The 15,368-nt window shown below is 67.7% G+C and carries 11 protein-coding genes and 2 tRNA genes; 3 read left to right on the forward strand and 10 right to left on the reverse strand.

The annotated features are described in order from the left end of the window. Positions 1 to 570: 570 nt before the first annotated feature. The 5 genes from ABV606_RS04890 to gabT form a co-directional block, all read right to left on the reverse strand. The gene (locus ABV606_RS04890; protein WP_353988575.1) at positions 571 to 1,815 is read right to left on the reverse strand and encodes a UDP-N-acetylmuramate dehydrogenase; all 1,245 of its coding nucleotides are present in this window, start codon (positions 1,813 to 1,815) and stop codon (positions 571 to 573) included. Beyond that, positions 1,812 to 2,222 (reverse strand): MaoC/PaaZ C-terminal domain-containing protein, encoded by a 411-nt coding sequence (locus tag ABV606_RS04895; protein WP_353988576.1) that lies wholly within the window; start codon positions 2,220 to 2,222, stop codon positions 1,812 to 1,814. The genes ABV606_RS04890 and ABV606_RS04895 overlap by 4 nt, the downstream gene beginning before the upstream one ends. After that, positions 2,219 to 2,665 (reverse strand): FAS1-like dehydratase domain-containing protein, encoded by a 447-nt coding sequence (locus ABV606_RS04900; protein ID WP_353988577.1) that lies wholly within the window; start codon positions 2,663 to 2,665, stop codon positions 2,219 to 2,221. Before ABV606_RS04900 ends, ABV606_RS04895 begins: the two co-directional genes overlap by 4 nt. Before the next feature lie 240 nt (positions 2,666 to 2,905). Continuing rightward, positions 2,906 to 4,387 carry an NAD-dependent succinate-semialdehyde dehydrogenase gene (locus ABV606_RS04905; protein WP_281488663.1) on the reverse strand — a complete coding sequence of 494 codons (1,482 nt, stop codon included), beginning with the start codon at positions 4,385 to 4,387 and terminating at the stop codon, positions 2,906 to 2,908. Between the two features lie 85 nt (positions 4,388 to 4,472). Next, complete coding sequence (gabT, locus tag ABV606_RS04910) at positions 4,473 to 5,831, reverse strand: 4-aminobutyrate--2-oxoglutarate transaminase (protein ID WP_353988578.1); 1,359 nt, start codon at positions 5,829 to 5,831, stop codon at positions 4,473 to 4,475. A 334-nt stretch (positions 5,832 to 6,165) separates the two neighbouring features. On the opposite strand from gabT, the gene ABV606_RS04915 reads away from it, so the two are divergent. Further along, on the forward strand, positions 6,166 to 7,710 hold the full coding sequence (locus ABV606_RS04915) for a PucR family transcriptional regulator (protein ID WP_353988579.1): 1,545 nt from the start codon (positions 6,166 to 6,168) through the stop codon (positions 7,708 to 7,710). A gap of 740 nt (positions 7,711 to 8,450) precedes the next feature. Here ABV606_RS04915 and ABV606_RS04920 read toward each other — a convergent pair. Beyond that, on the reverse strand, positions 8,451 to 9,395 hold the full coding sequence (locus ABV606_RS04920; RefSeq protein ID WP_281488666.1) for an acyl-CoA thioesterase: 945 nt from the start codon (positions 9,393 to 9,395) through the stop codon (positions 8,451 to 8,453). A gap of 169 nt (positions 9,396 to 9,564) precedes the next feature. On the opposite strand from ABV606_RS04920, the gene ABV606_RS04925 reads away from it, so the two are divergent. Further along, complete coding sequence (locus tag ABV606_RS04925; RefSeq protein WP_353988580.1) at positions 9,565 to 10,113, forward strand: type 1 glutamine amidotransferase domain-containing protein; 549 nt, start codon at positions 9,565 to 9,567, stop codon at positions 10,111 to 10,113. A gap of 140 nt (positions 10,114 to 10,253) precedes the next feature. On the opposite strand, the gene ABV606_RS04930 is transcribed toward ABV606_RS04925, so the two are convergent. Both ABV606_RS04930 and ABV606_RS04940 read right to left on the reverse strand, forming a co-directional pair. After that, entirely contained in the window at positions 10,254 to 11,069 is an 816-nt protein-coding gene (locus ABV606_RS04930; protein ID WP_353988581.1) for a serine hydrolase domain-containing protein, read from the reverse strand. A gap of 471 nt (positions 11,070 to 11,540) precedes the next feature. Continuing rightward, positions 11,541 to 12,911, reverse strand: coding sequence for an NAD(P)/FAD-dependent oxidoreductase (locus tag ABV606_RS04940; protein WP_353988582.1), 1,371 nt, complete (start codon positions 12,909 to 12,911; stop codon positions 11,541 to 11,543). 348 nt (positions 12,912 to 13,259) lie between these two features. Here ABV606_RS04940 and ABV606_RS04945 point away from each other — a divergent pair, with 348 nt between their 5' ends. Next, positions 13,260 to 14,657: a hypothetical protein gene (locus ABV606_RS04945; RefSeq protein ID WP_353988583.1), complete on the forward strand. Its 1,398-nt coding sequence runs from the start codon at positions 13,260 to 13,262 to the stop codon at positions 14,655 to 14,657. Positions 14,658 to 14,988: 331 nt separating this feature from the next. On the opposite strand, the gene ABV606_RS04950 is transcribed toward ABV606_RS04945, so the two are convergent. After that, a tRNA-Met gene (locus ABV606_RS04950) sits at positions 14,989 to 15,062 on the reverse strand. A gap of 37 nt (positions 15,063 to 15,099) precedes the next feature. Continuing rightward, a tRNA-Thr gene (locus tag ABV606_RS04955) sits at positions 15,100 to 15,171 on the reverse strand. Positions 15,172 to 15,368: the final 197 nt, after the last annotated feature.

Raw genomic sequence — 15,368 nt, forward strand, 5'->3', positions numbered from 1 at the left:
TTACTTAGTTAGTTACTTGCAACGTCGGGACGGAACCGTTTGGGGTTCTCCTGAGGTGGGAGTTGCTCGCGAGGCGGAGGGTTCTCGCGAGGTGTGGGTTCTCGCGAGGTGTGGGTTCTCGCGAGGTGTGGGTTCTTGCGAGGCAGGGGCTTCTCGCGAGGGTTTGCTGCAGCCGCGAGGGCTGCAACCCGCGCACGTGCAGCAAGCCCTCGCGACAGCGCAGCTTCGAGGCTGCGCAACGTTGAGGCAGCGGCTCGGAGCGCCGGCGGCACGGCGACAGTTGCGGCAGCGACGGCGATGGGCACCGCGACGGGACGTGACAGTGCTGGCAGCGGATGCCGTCAGCCGAGGCGTCACGCGGCTCGCCGGCGAGCGCGGCGACACTCCAGGGCCTGAAACCCGGCCGCATCACGCGCTCTGAAAGACGGTTCGAGTCGGCCGCGGTGCTCGACGGCCGAAATCAGCTGCGGTACTCGATGGGCGGCCGTCTGCCGAGGTGCTCGACGAGTTGAAGTCAGCTGCGTACCCGACCCGACGGTCCGCGTGAGCCGCGTTGCTCGACGGGCTGAGTCAGCCGTGGTACTCGACGGGCGGCGCGAGCACTACCGGCTCCGGCTGCAGTTGCACCCCGAACTCAGACATGACCCGGGTCTGCACGAAACTCGCGAGCTGCAGCACCTCCGCTGCGGTCGCGCCCCCGGTGTTGGTGATCGCCAGGGTGTGCTTGCTCGAGATCGCGGCGCGAGAGCCCGTGAGCCGGAACCCGCGCGAGATGCCGGAGCGCTCGATGAGCCACGCGGCGCTGAGCTTCACCATGCGCTCCTCATGCTCCGGCGGAGAGGCGGGCTCAGCGCCGAGCGGCACCGCGAGATCCTGCGGCTCATCCCAGAGCGGCCAGCGCGGCGCGTCGGGCGGCAACGCGCGCGCGAACTCCTCGCTGACGATCGGGTTGGTGAAGAACGAGCCCGCGCTCCAGCTGTCGGCATCCGCCTCGTCGAGCACCATGCCCTTCGAAGCGCGCAGGGCGAGCACGGCATCCCGCACCTCCGAGACCCGCACTCGGTCGCCGACCTCAGCGCTGAGCGCCGCGGCGAGCTGCGGATACGCGATCGGCGCGCTCGCGCCCAGGATGTCGTCGAGCTCGAGTTCGACCGCGAGCACGATGCCTCTGCGTCCCTGCTTGAACACGCTGGTCCGGTAGCCGAAGCCGAGCTCACCCGCGGGAAGCCGAAGCACCTCACCGGTCTCGTAGTCGAGGAACTCGACCGCGGTGAGCACGTCAGCCATCTCCTGGCCGTACGCGCCGATGTTCTGAATGGGTGCGGCTCCGACCGAGCCTGGAATGCCCGAGAGTGCCTCCATGCCCGACCAGCCGTTCTCGACGGTCCACGCAACCAGCTCATCCCAGTTCTGACCCGCCTGCACGCGCAGATACACCTTCGAAGGCTGCTTGGCGGTACGAGCGAGAGTCGCGGTCACCTCCGCCGCCGGAGCCGCCTCGCTGGCGATCGCACTGATCACCGCGGATGCCGGCGGCACCGCAGCCGTCAGATCCCGCCCGAGCGCCGATGACGCCCACACGTGCCCCGCGTCGCGTGACACCTCGATGCCGCGCGTGACCACCCGAATCACGGTTCCGTGGAATCCCTCGTCGGCGATGACGACGTTCGACCCGCCCCCGAGCACGAACCACTCATCGCCCGACGCCCAAACCTCCAGCGCGCTCTCGACGAGCTCGCGCGTCGTGGCAGGCGCGATGATCCGCTCGGCGGGGCCGCCGACCCTCAGCGTTGTGAGTTCCGAGAGGTTCGTCACGCGGGCAAGCTCACCCTGGCCTGCGCCTTGCCGAGCACGGTCTGTTCGGCGTAGGTGACCGTGAGGTCGATCCGCGCTCCGGCCTCGTCGACCGCGCCGACCTTGGCGACGACGGAGACGTCGGCCCCCGACTCGGGGTCGACGACCACCGGACGGGTGAACTTGACCTGGTAGTCGATGACGCGGCCGCTGTCACCGCCGAGCCAGTCGACGACCGGCTGCACGGCGAAGCCCATGGTCAGCATGCCGTGAGCCAGCACACCGGGAAGCCCGACCGACGCGGCTACATCGTCGCGGTAGTGGATGGGATTGAAGTCGCCAGAAGCTCCGGCATACCGAACGAGCGTGTCACGCGTCAGGTGGAAGTCGCGCTCGGCGATCACATCGCCGACCTTGATGCTGCTCATTCGTCTCCCCTCACTACGAGCGTCGAGGTGGCCGTGACCACATGCGCCCCCTCGGCATCCGTGATGTCAGAGACGGCGGTGACCATGCTGTGCGCACCGAGAGTCTTGACCGCCGAAACCGTGAGGCGCGCGGTCAGCTCATCGCCGGCGACGATCGGGCGGGTGTAGCTGAAGCGCTGGTCGCCGTGCACGACGCGACTGAAGTCGATGCCCGCATCCGGCTCGGCCAGCAATTGTGCGAGCGTGTGCTCCTGCACGACGACGGCGAAGGTCGGCGGGGCCACCACATCGGCGTAGCCGGCAGCACGGGCTGCGTCGGCGTCGTGGTTGAGCGGGCTGGTGGCGAGCACGGCGCGCGCGAACTCGCGCACCTTCTCGCGACCGACGAGGTACGGGGCGGTGGGGGCGAACTCGCGCCCGGTGAGCTCGGGGTTCACTGGCACCCCGACAGTCTACGGTGACGGGTTAACCACAGCAGCGCCCCGCTTGTGGCGAGGCGCTGCTGCTCAGCTCCGCATGTCGCGCGCCGGTCTGGGATCACAGCCGGTCTCGCAACATCCGAGGTATTGCGCGAATGCACTCGGCATCCGCAGGTCTGGTGAGTGCGCGAAGCACTCGGGTCGTGGGCGGATGCCGGCGCCGCTGGCCGTTCGACACGGCGGCGTCGCGGCATCCGCGATGGATCAGGCGAAGGGGTTCGGGGTGAGCGTGTACTTCGTCTCGAGGTACTCGTGGATGCCTTCGGCACCGCCCTCTCGGCCGAGGCCCGACTGCTTGACGCCGCCGAAGGGCGCGGCCGCGTTGGAGACGACGCCCACGTTGAGCCCCATCATGCCTGTGTCGATGAGGTCGATCATGCGCTGACCGCGCTTGAAGTCCTCGGTGAACACGTATCCGACGAGCCCGTACTCGCTGTCGTTCGCGATGCGCACGGCGTCTGCCTCGTCCTTGAACCGGATGATGCTGACGACCGGGCCGAAGATCTCCTCCGCCTTGATCGCCATGCCGTCGGTCACACCGTCGACCACCGTCGGCTCGAAGAACGAGCCCGGGCCATCGATGGGCGAGCCGCCCGCGAGCACCTTCGCGCCCTTCTCGACCGCGTCGCTGACGAGACGCTCGGTGTTCTTGACCGCCTTGTCGTCGATGAGCGGGCCGATGGCGACTCCCTCTTCGGTTCCACGGCCGACGCGCATCTCCTTGACGCGCTCGGTGAGGCGGCGCGCGAACTCGTCGGCGATGCCCTCCTGCACGATGAAGCGGTTCGCCGCGGTGCAGGCCTGGCCGATGTTGCGGAACTTGGCGATCAGTGCGCCTTCGACCGCCTTGTCGAGATCAGCGTCATCGAACACGACGAACGGGGCGTTGCCGCCGAGTTCCATCGAGGTGCGCAGCACGTTGTTCGCGGCGAGCTTCAGCAGGCCGACGCCCACCGGGGTCGAGCCGGTGAAGCTGACCTTGCGCAGGCGAGGGTCTGACATGAGCGCCTCGGACAGCTTCGAGGTCGACGTGGTCGTGATGACGTTCACGACTCCCTTGGGCAGTCCGGCCTCTTCGAGCAGGGCGACGAGGGCGAGCGTGGTCAGCGGCGTCAGGGTGGCCGGCTTCACGACGGCGGTGCAGCCCGCGGCAAGCGCCGGGCCCAGCTTGCGGGTGGCCATCGCGAGCGGGAAGTTCCACGGGGTGATCAGGTAGCACGGCCCGACTGGGCGGTGCGTGACGATCATGCGACCGGTGCCCTCTGGGTTCGCGCCGTAGCGCCCGTCGATGCGCACGGCCTCCTCGGAGAACCAGCGCAGGAACTCACCGCCGTAGGCGACCTCGCCACGCGCTTCGGCGAGGGGCTTGCCCATCTCCAGCGTCATGAGCAGAGCGAAGTCTTCCTTGCGCTCCTGCAGCAGGTCGAACGCCTTGCGCAGGATCTCGCCGCGCACGCGGGCCGGGGTCGCGGCCCACTCCTCCTGAGCAGCGGCGGCGGCGTCAAGCGCGCGCACGCCGTCTTCGACGGTCGCGTCGGCGATCTCGCGGATCACTTCGTAGGTGGCGGGGTCGCGCACCTCGATGGTCTTGCCGCCGTCGGCGTCGACCCACTCGCCGCCGATGTACAGCTGGTTCGGCACGCGCTCGAGCAGGTCGCGCTCGGTGCTCGTCACGGTCATGGTCATGTCGTGCTCCTCCGTCGGAGTGTGTGGAAGTTCAAGAGGGGGTGCGGATGCCGGAGCCGTCGGCCGCGGCATCCGCACCGCTCGATCAGGCCGCGGCGATCGCGTCTGCGACGATGCGCAGACCCTCGTCGAGCAGGTGGTCGGGCATGGTGAGCGGCGGGAGGAAGCGGATGACGTTTCCGTAGGTGCCGCAGGTGAGCAGGATCACGCCGTGCTCGTGCGCGTACTTCGCGATCTTGCCGGTGAGCTCTGCGTCAGGCTCGTTGGTGGCCGGGTCGACGAGTTCGATCGCCACCATCGCACCGCGTCCGCGGACGTCGCCGATGCGGGGGTCTTCGCTGGCGAGCGCGTTGAGGCGGCCCATCATCGTGGTGCCGATCTCCTGGGCGCGCTGCACGAGGCCGTCCTGCTCGTACGACTCGATCGTCGCGAGGGCCGCGGCGCACGCGATCGGGTTGCCGCCGTAGGTGCCGCCGATGCCGCCGACCTGCGGGTGGTCCATGATGTCGGCGCGTCCGGTCACGGCCGAGAGCGGCAGGCCACCGGCGATGCCCTTGGCCGTCACGATGATGTCGGGTGCGATGCCCTCGTGGTCGCTGGCGAACATGGCGCCGGTGCGCGCGAAGCCGGTCTGCACCTCGTCGGCGATGAACACGACGTCGTTCTCGCGAGCCCATGCCACCAGCGTGGGGAGGAAGCCCTCGGCGGGAACGATGAAGCCACCCTCGCCCTGGATGGGCTCGATGATGATTGCAGCGAGGTTCTCTGCGCCGACCTGCTTCTCGATGGTGCTGATCGCCTTGCGTGCCGCGGTGACGCCGTCGAGGCCGCCGTCACGGAACGGGTACGACAGCGGCGCGCGGTACACCTCGGGCGCGAACGGGCCGAAGCCGCTCTTGTACGGGATGTTCTTGGCGGTAAGGCCCATCGTGAGGTTCGTGCGGCCGTGGTAGGCGTGGTCGAACGCGACGACGGCCTGCTTGCCGGTGTAGTGACGCGCGATCTTCACCGCGTTCTCAACAGCCTCTGCACCCGAGTTGAAGAGGGCGCTGCGCTTCTCGAAGTCGCCAGGGGTCAGGCGATTGAGCGCCTCTGCGACCTCGACGTACGAGTCGTAGTGCGTGACGGTGAAGCAGGTGTGCGTGAAGCGGTTGAGCTGCTCGGCCATCGCCTTCACGACGCGGGGGTTCGAGTTGCCCACGCCGGTCACGGCGATGCCGGAGCCGAAGTCGATGAGCGAGTTGCCGTCGGCGTCGACGAGCACGCCGCCGCCTGCTGCAACGGTGAACACCGGCACGGTGGCGCCCACGGCCTTGGAGACCGCGGCCTGCTTGCGGGCCATGAGCTTCTTCGACTCAGGGCCAGGGATCTCGGTGACGAGCTTGCGCTCCTGGGGAAGCTCGGGACCGCCGACGATTGCAGCGGTGTTGTCGGTCATGGTCATAGTTGCTCCTCGACTCTCTAAGACGACTCTGTGGACCCGGGCCGAGCGACCGGGCGCGCGGTGATCCTCTGGAGATCCTGCGCGCCGCGGCTGACCATTTCGTGAACGCCGCGGCCTGAGTGGTCGCGACAGTGCGGAAGAGGGGCTGCCCGGACGAGAGCCATGCTAGGCGCGCTCTGCACGGCTTCACATTCGACGGGTTGTACATTATGAGCAGTCGCCTTCACCGCCGTGTACATGGTCGGAATGCACGGCCTACAACGCGGGCGAGGGGCTTCGGTCGTGCGTCCGCGACGCCGGCCGCTTCACTGCTCAAGAAAGGTCGGATGCTGCTGTGCCAGCCACCCTGCGCCGCCTCCTGGCGACCCCGGAGTTCAAGCTCACCCTGCTCAGCACGGATGCCGCCTCCCTCTCACGACTCGATGAGCCGGCCGCGTGGGTGCACAGCTCGGATCTCGCCGACCCGACCCCGTTCCTGTCGTCGGGTCAGGTGCTGCTCACGACGGGCACTCAGTTCGGTGCCGGGCCGGCGGCGACCTCTGCTGACGAGTACGTCGAGCGGCTCGTCGCCTGCGGCATCCTGGGACTCGGCTTCGGCACCGAGGTGATCAGGGAGGGCACTCCCGCTGAACTGATCGAAGCTTGCGACCGGTTCGGGATGCCGCTCTTCGAGGTGCCGTACCGCACGCCGTTCATCGCGCTGATCCGCGCGGCGGCCGACATGGTCGCCGCCGATGCCTATGCGCGGAACACCTGGGCGCTCGAAGCGCAGGGTGCGATCGCTCGCGCCGCGCTGCGCCCCGACGGGCTGAACGCCACGCTGGCGGAGCTCTCGCGGCAGCTCGGCCACTGGGTGGCGCTCTTCAGCCCCGGCGGCGGGCTCGAGCGCGTCTTCCCAGAGGAATCTCTGCAGGGCGAGACGTTGGCTGCGGTGCGCGAAGAGGCCACGCGCTTGGTTCGTCGCGGGCAGCGCGCCAGCTCGACCATCACGATCGGCGGCGAGCAGCTCACCGTGCAGACGCTGGGGGGGCTCGGCCGGCTGCGCGGCGCGCTCGCCCTCGGAGGCTCGGGAGACCTCGACGAAGCCGGCCGTGACGTGCTCACCTCTGTGATCGCCCTCGCGAGCCTCGCGCTCGAGCAGAACCACGCGCTCGACCGGGCTCGCTCGCACCTGCGCTCGGGAGTGCTGCACGCGCTGTTCGGCGGCGGCATCGAGCTCGCAGCGGGCATTGCGCGCGAGATGTGGGGCCCGCTCCCCTCTGGGCTTGTGCGCGTCGCGGTCGCGCCGATCACCACGGGGTCGACCGACGCCGCGACCGACTGGCTCGCCCTGCAGGTGGAGCAGCGCCCCGGCGACCTCTTCTTCGGCCTGCTCGACGGCAGCTTGATCGTGGTGCTGGAGGAAGGCGCGATCGGGCTGCTCGACGAACTCGGGCGCGAGTTCGCGATGCCGGTCGGCCTTTCCGACCCGGTCACCTACGCGCGGCTCGGTGAGGCCCGTCAGCAGGCGCAGCAGGCGTTGAATCGGGCCCTCGAGATCGGCCCCGGCGTGGTGGCCTTCGACACGGTGTCGCAGCAGGGAGTGCTCGCGTTCCTGGCGCGCACCAACGCGCGGCAGATCGCCGGGGCGACGTTGCGACCGCTGGTGGAGCACGACGAGTCCGAGGGCACCGAGTTGGTGCGCACACTGCGCGCCTGGCTCGAGTCGAACGGACACTTCGATCAGACCGCGCGCGAACTCGGCGTGCACCGGCACACCGTGCGCAGCCGCGTCGCCACCGCCGAGCGGCTGCTGGGGCGCGACCTCTCGACATTCCATGCCCGCGCCGATGTGTGGGCTGCTCTGCTGGCCGCGGGGGACCCGGCCGGCGCGGCGTAGGTCTGCGCCCGGTTGGCCCGCGAGGGCTGCGTTCGGGACATGCTCGGTGCTCGCTTAGGCGGTGCGACGGCTTGCTCGGTGCCTGGCCTGCTCGGCGCGGCGGCTTGCCGCCTGCGAGCCGTCGCCGCTGCGAGGGTTTGCTGCGGTTGCGACGGTTGCATCCCTCGCGCGTGCAGCAAACGCTCGCGAGAGCGACGGCGCCCCTCCCGAGAGCGACAGCACACGCAGAGAGCGACGGCATCCTTCGCAAGAGCAAGGCACGCGCCGAGACAGCAGCCGAGAGCGACCGCACTCTTCGAGCAGCGCGCCAGACAGGCATCCGACGCGAGGGTTTGCTGCGGTTGCGACGGTTGCATCCCTCGCGCGTGCAGCAAAACCTCGCGAGAGCGACGGCGCCCATCGCGAGAGAGACAGCACCCGCCGAGAGCGACGGCATGCCTAGCGAGGGCGACGCATCCTTCGCGAGAGTAAGGCGCGCGCCGAGACAGCAGCCGAGAGCGACCGCACTCTTCGAGCAGCGCGCTGGACAGCATCCGACGCGAGGGTTTGCTGCGGTTGCGACGGTCCCTCGCGCGTGCAGCAAACCCTCGCGAGAGCGACGGCGCCCATCGCGAGAGCGAGGGCGCCGATCGCGAGAAGATACAGCATCCAGGCCGGGAGACACTCGAGCGTGACCGCTGGGCACGGGCAGAACGGATGCCGCGACCACAACGGATCCCGCGACTCAGGATCCCGCGACGTCACACCGCGGGCAGGGGCATCGGCTGCAGGGCCGCGCGCCTGGCGATCAGGTCGCGAGCGTGCTCATCGAGGCGGCGGTCTTCGTCTGAGCGCAGTTCCAGTTGCGGCACGGGCAGCGCCTTGCCCTCGTCGTCGACCGTCACGAAGATGCTCATGCACTGCGTCGTGAGTTGCCGCTCCGGCGAGCGCGGGTCGCCCGAGCGCACATGCACCGCGACGTGCATGCTGTGCTCGCCCGTGTGGATCAGCCGCGCGTCGAGCTCGACCACATGCCCCAGATGGATCGGCCGGTAGAAGTGGATGCCGCCCGAGTACACGGCGACCGCCTGCCGACCGGCCCAGCCAGTCGCGAGCGCGCCCGCGACCTCGTCGATCCAGCGCATCACGAACCCGCCGTGCACCTTCCCACCCCAGTTCGCATCAGTGGGTGCGGCGAGGAACCGGAATGTCTCGCGAGGTGTGGTGCCGGCATCCGTGTACTGCTGAGCCCGCATCACGTCGTGGATCGCCCGACGTCCCTCGATACGATCGACGGCCCCGCGTGAGAGCTTCTCGTCGGCGCTGCTCGTCGGCCGCCACGGCGGCACTGTTCGCGGCGCCCCGTGCTCGTCGACGGCGACGAACACGAGCAGGCAGTGCATGGCTCGCTCGAATCGGCTGTCTCGCACATCCGCGGCGTCGACCGTGACCAGCACATGCATGCTGGTGCGTCCGGTATGCACGATGCGGGCGGTGGCCTCGATGAGGTTGCCCGGGCGAATGGGCCGGGTGAAGTGCACATTGCCCACGTACGCCGTGACGCAGTACGACCCGCTGTATCCGCTTGCGCAGGCGTATCCCGCCTTGTCGATCCACTCGAGAACGCGCCCGGCCTGCACGCGTGTGCCGTCGGTGACGACATCGGTTGGAGCGGCGAGGAAGCGAAGCGTGATGCGATCGGTCATGCGTGGTCCCGTAGCGGTTCACGCCGGGTGGTACGCGCGCGATGCGCCGGCAATGCGGCAATGCTACCGGGGCTGAGCGGGTGACAGCATCCGCTGAGAGGTCGCTGACTCACCCTCCCCGGATGCCGACGTGCTGCCTACCGTGGTCAGCGAATCGAAGGGAGCAATCATGACGAATCTCGATGGCAAGACCGTGGCGTTCCTCCTCACCGACGGGTACGAGGACTCGGAGTTGACGAGCCCTTGGCAGGCAGTGACGGATGCCGGCGGCAACGCGGTGCTCGTCGCTCCCAAGTCAGGAGTGGTCGAGGGCAAGAAGGGTCACAGTCAGGCGGTGGACCGCGCAGCCGACTCGGTGACCGCGGACGAGTTCGACGCGCTGATGCTGCCGGGCGGGGTCGTGAACTCCGACCACCTGCGCATGGATGAGCCGTCGATCCGGTTCGCCAAGGCGTTCTTCGAGCAGCACAAGCCGGTCGGCGTGATCTGCCACGGCGCGTGGATCCTGATCGAAGCCGGAACTGTCGATGGTCGCACGATCACGAGCTATCCGAGCTTGAAGACGGACCTCCGGAACGCCGGCGCGAACTGGGTCGATGAGGAGGTCGTGGTCCACGCGGGACTCGTCTCAAGCCGCCGGCCGGATGACCTGCCTGCCTTCAACGCGAAGCTGGTCGAGGAGATCGCCGAAGGGAAGCACGAGAAGCAGACGGCGTGATCAAGCAGCAATGAAGGGGCGCGGCGTTGAACGTCGCGCCCCTTCGCTTTGCCGCGCCCTGCATTCGGGGATGCGTGAGGGCCGCGGTCCAGTGACGCCGCAGTCGATTGACACCGTTGCTCAGCGCGCCGCTGCGCCCGTCACCAGGGCAGATTGTCGAGGATGGCGTCGCTGAGGTGGGGCCAGATGTCGCGATGGCGGCTGGAGAACGGTCTCGCTCCGAGGAACGCCGCGGTGGCTTCACGCTGCGGGTCGACCCAGAGGAAGCTGCCCGATTGCCCGAAGTGGCCGAACGTCGCGGGGGAGTTCTTGCTGCCCGTCCAGTGCGGTGCCTTGCCATCCTTGATCTCGAATCCGAGGCCCCAGTCGTTGTGCTCCTGCCGCCCGAAACCGGGCAGCACACCGGTCAGGCCGGGGAACACGACGTTCGTCGCTTCCCGGTGGAGGTCGCTGCTGATCAGGGTGGGGGCGATGAGCTCCTGGCCGAGACGGGCGAGGTCGGTCACCGTTCCTGCGGCGCCGGCCGCAGGAGAACCGCGCAGCACGACCGACTGCATGCCGAGCGGCTGGAGCACGCTGCGGCTGAGCCAGTCGGTGAACGTCATGCCCACGGCATCGGCGACATATCGGCCGAGCACATCGAAGCCGAAGTTGGAGTAGCCGCGCCTGCGCCCTGGCTGCCCGATCATGGTGTCGGAGTCGAACGCGTAACCTGCGGCATGAGCGAGCAGGTGACGGACGGTGGCGCCCTCCGGGCCGGCGGGAGCGTCAAGGCTCACTCTTCCCTCATCGACCGCGACGAGAGCAGCCATGGCCGTCAGCGGCTTCGTGCAGGATGCCCAGGGGTAGACCGCCTCGAGTTCGCCCGTTGTGAACACCGGCTCGGCGGCATCCGCGACGACTATCGCGAAGTCGAAATCGAATTCACGCGCTGGGGCAAAGGGATCGTGTGACACTGGTTCGACGATAGCAAGCCGAGCCGAGCGGTCACGGGGTCGACGGCAGAAGCTCTGCAACGAGAGCCTCGACACGGAGTCGGATGTCGTCACGGATGCGCCGAACCGCTTCGAGGTCTTGGCTTGCGGGTTCGCGATTCGAGTCGCTCCTGGTGCACTCAGGAGCGACTCACCGTGTCAGCAGCAGCCAGACGAGCAGCAACTCTGGTCGAGCGCAGGCGGACAGCCCAACTCGAAGCACAGGGTTTCGGCATCCATAAGATCACCTCCTTGCATCGACAAAGGTCGATACAGGAAGTCTGAACCAGATCATCGACGGCTGTCAATACATGCGGGATGCTCGGGCTGTGGCGGCAGCACGCCGCCTGGCCCACGAACCGACGCAGTGGCGTCAGTGCATCGGAACCAGGCGGCGCACGGGATGCCCTGAAGGGAGGGCTCTCGCTCAGCGATCGAGTTGCGACACTTCGATCAGGCTGCGGCAGCGAGCTCGCGCGGGTCGGCCAGGTATCGCTCCAGCGAGTCGTCCAGCTCTTCCACCCAGGGCGTGTGGTGCTGCACGGCGAGTGTGCCGGTCATCACCGACCGGTAGCACCGGTCGCGGTAGCCCATGATGTCCTTGGCCTTGTCCTTGACCCACGCCAAGAAGATCTGGACGACCGCGTCGACGTCGAACTGCGGATAGTCGGTGAGCTCGAGGAGATCCTTGACGTAGTCGCCCTGGAAGCGGATCTCCTCCTCCGCGTCGCGGATCGCCAGGAACCGCTCGCGCCACTCAGCCATCGAGGCCGCGCGCTCCTCGGCATCCGGCAGCTCTGCACGACCGAGGATCAGGTCACGCACGTACCAGGCCTGGGTGTCGAACATGTTGAACGTGAACCACTGGTCCTGCGCGCCGACGTACGCGAGGTTCGGCATGTCTTGCCAGATCACCCCTCGATACAGCCCCTCGGGGTAGACGGTGTTCGGGCCGCCCAGGGCCAGCTCACCCGGCAGGAACGGGTACTTGTGCTGATACCCCGTGCACATCACAACGGCGTCGACTCGTTTCGAGGTGCCATCGACGAAATGCACGGTGTCGCCGTCGAAACGCACGACCGCGGGGCGTTCCTCGAAGCCTTCGGGCCAGTCGTAGCCCATTGGGTTGCTGCGGTAGCTCGCAGTGACCGACTTCGCGCCCATTTTGTACGCCTGGCTGCCGATGTCCTCGGCTGAATAGCTGGCGCCGATCACGAGCACGTCACGACCCTCGAACGCCTCGGCGCCGCGGAAATCGTGGGCGTGAGAGATGTATCCGGGGAACGTCTCGATGCCCGGGTAGTCGGGCACGTTCGGGTATGAGAAGTGCCCGCTCGCGACGACGACGTGGTCGAACTCCTCGATCGTCGACTCGCCCGTTGGCAGGTGCTCGCTAGTCACGCGGAAGGTTCCGCTCTCGGCGTCCGGCTCCACCCACCGCACGACCGTGCTGAATCGGATGAACCGTCGCACATTCGAGTGCTCCAAGCGGCCGGCGATGTAGTCCCAGAGGGCCGCGCGCGGCGGGTATGACGAGACCGGGCGCCCGAAGTGCTCATCAAAGGTGTAGTCGGCGAACTCTAGGGCCTCCTTCGGCCCGTTCGACCAGAGGTTTCGGTACATGCTTGTGTGCACCGGTTCGCCGTGCTCATCAAGACCGGTGCGCCAGGTGAAGTTCCACTGTCCACCCCAGTCGGCCTGCTTCTCGAAGCAGACGAGCTCGGGAATCTCGGCGCCCGACCGGGCTGCCGACTCGAATGCCCTCAGTTGAGCCATCCCACTGGGGCCGGCACCGATGATTGCCACGCGTTTCCGGTTCTGCATGAATCTCCTCGTAATCGTCATCTCTCGCAGCAGACAGCCGCTTGCGCGCGATCAACGACCGACGATTCGGTAGGACTCACCTCGGCTCGCGGGACGCTCTGCATCAACCGCATCGGCACAAGTGGCTTCATCCCGACCGTATCAAATGCACCTGTTCGAGCCCTTCGAAGGCCCGTCACGCGAGGGCAGACATCCCCTCTGCTAGATTTTTTCCGAATCTGAGGAACTTTCGGTGTGTCGAGTGTGCGCGCTGTCTCCGTGGATCTGCACCACCTTCATCCGTCAGCGACTGAAAGCGACATTGTGAGCAGAACCCTGTCAACTCCCCCTCCCCGTACCGCCAGACTCGTGGCAGCCGGCGTCGGCTTCACGATGATCGGCGGAATGGCCGTCGCGGCTGCCGCGCCCGCGTACGCGGCGCCGGGTACGCCGGATCCGTTCGGCTACACCGTCTCCGAGGTGTATGCCAGCGACATCGCCCCTGACGAGTCGGTCTACACCGGTTGGCACCAGGGCCACCCCGGTGCAGTGAACGCGCACGAGGTCACGGCCGACGGCCTGGTGTTGACCGGCAAGTCGCAGGTGATCTACGGGTACGACGAATCGGTGCGTCCCTCGATCGAGTACCGACTGTTCATGAACTCCGTCGACCGAGGCGAAGTGTCATGGACCTCGACTTCTGACAGTGACCCGGCGTACTTCCAGATCCCTGTCTTCTTCGGTCAGGATGTCGCCGCACCGAACTTCACCACGCTGCGCCCGGCCGCTCCGACGAGCGGGCAGAACATCGCCTCGCTGGATCAGCAGTGGGTCACGAGCCGCGCCATTGGTTCCGCATACGCTGCCGACGCGACCGATGCTCTCGGTGAACTGCTCAGCGCACTGATCGCCGAGCAGAACGCGGAGATCCTCGGCTTCGGGGTATTCGCCGATGAAGGTCAGCAGAGCACCGTCACCGGCATCGGCTGGCTCGGGACCGATTACACCTTCCACCCGGGAGAGCGCATGATTCCGGGCACGGTGAGCATCGCCGGCCAGGCGAAGGTGGGATCCACCTTGACCGCGGAGGTTGCCGACTGGCCCGCGGGCGCGACCTTCACCTATCAGTGGTACCGCGCTCAGGAGAACATGGGCGGTCCCATCGACGGCGAGACGGGCGCCACCTACACGGTGACAGCAGATGACATCGGTTTCTTCATCGGCGTCGACATCACCGGACACAAGGCCGGGTACGGCGACGCGCAAGCGCGGGCCGATGTGACCGCGAAGGTCACCGCCCCGGTGAAGCCGGCCGCTCCGGCGCCGGTTGCGAACTCGACTGATCTGGCCGCGTTCCTTTCCTCCAACGGGGCGACCGTGCAGCAGCCTTCTGCCGCCGGACTGCCCTCTTCCCCGCTGAGCCCTTCCCAGGCGTACACGGCGACCTTGCCGTGGACCGAGGCGGACTCGTGGGTCGATGTCTACATCTACTCAACGCCCGTGTTCGTCGGCACGTTCCCGATCGTGAACGGCCAAGCGCAGATCGTGCTGAGCGCCTCGGTGCTCAGTGCTCTGGATGCCGGAACGCACACCCTGGTGGTCACAGGGCAGTCCTCCGGCGCAGTCCAGGCGGTGTCGGTGAGCTTGGCCCGCATGCTTGCCGCAACCGGTGCGGCGCCCGCACTGCCGCTCGCCGCGAGCGCGGCCCTGCTGCTCCTCGGCACGGCCCTCGTCGTGCTTCGTCGAGCCCGCCTCAAGGCCGCCTGACGTCAGTGGGATCGGTGGGGTGTGGCCGGCTCGGTCACACCCCACCCTTGTTCTATCCACAACTTCTCCAGCAGCCCCGCCACCTCGGGCCGGGCTTGCCAGGGAAGAGATGTCGACCGAGGCGCTCCGCGAGCCACCGGGGACGACGCCCGAAGTCTTGCGACTCGGCAGGCTGAAACGTATCCAACGGTCAGCCCGCAGTCCGCGCGACCCTGACGGTCGCGGCAACACAGAGAAAAAGACCGGTCGATCGGCGCGAGGAAAGAGCCCGGTGCAGTCCGGCAAGCGACTTCGTGAAGCCACTGCCCGCTACTGCGTGGATGGGCCACTGTAGCTGGGGCGGGATTCGAACCCGCGACCTCACGATTATGAGTCGTGCGCTCTCACCAACTGAGCTACCCAGCCACGATCTGGCATCTGAACCGAGGCTCAGTGTCAGTCGAGCCCCCTGTGGGAATCGGACCCACTACCTCTTCCTTACCAAGGAAGTGCTCTACCAATGAGCTAAGGGGGCGCAGCCTGCGGGATCGACGCCCGGCGCAGGCAACCGCTCAAGAATAGCACCTCTGCGAAGTGCGATTTTCAACGGATGCCGGTGGCGCAAGCCTCCCGGGGGCCGGCCACGTCGCTTGCGAAGCGACGCCCGTCGCGGCGAGGATTCGCCATGCCGGAGAGAGTTGCTGCTCGGGCCCGGGCTGGCAACTCTGGCCC

It is taken from the genome of Ruicaihuangia caeni (assembly GCF_040536845.1).
In the GTDB taxonomy this organism is placed as follows: Bacteria; Actinomycetota; Actinomycetes; order Actinomycetales; family Microbacteriaceae; genus Ruicaihuangia; species Ruicaihuangia caeni.

Excerpts from the sequence above, each read along its gene's own strand:
- gabT (WP_353988578.1), bottom strand. The coding sequence starts at position 5,831 with ATGACCATGACCGACAACACCGCTGCAATCGTCGGCGGTCCCGAGCTT.
- ABV606_RS04905 (WP_281488663.1), bottom strand. The coding sequence starts at position 4,387 with ATGACCATGACCGTGACGAGCACCGAGCGCGACCTGCTCGAGCGCGTG.
- ABV606_RS04920 (WP_281488666.1), bottom strand. The coding sequence starts at position 9,395 with ATGACCGATCGCATCACGCTTCGCTTCCTCGCCGCTCCAACCGATGTC.
- ABV606_RS04940 (WP_353988582.1), bottom strand. The coding sequence starts at position 12,911 with ATGCAGAACCGGAAACGCGTGGCAATCATCGGTGCCGGCCCCAGTGGG.
- ABV606_RS04925 (WP_353988580.1), top strand. The coding sequence starts at position 9,565 with ATGACGAATCTCGATGGCAAGACCGTGGCGTTCCTCCTCACCGACGGG.
- ABV606_RS04895 (WP_353988576.1), bottom strand. The coding sequence starts at position 2,222 with ATGAGCAGCATCAAGGTCGGCGATGTGATCGCCGAGCGCGACTTCCAC.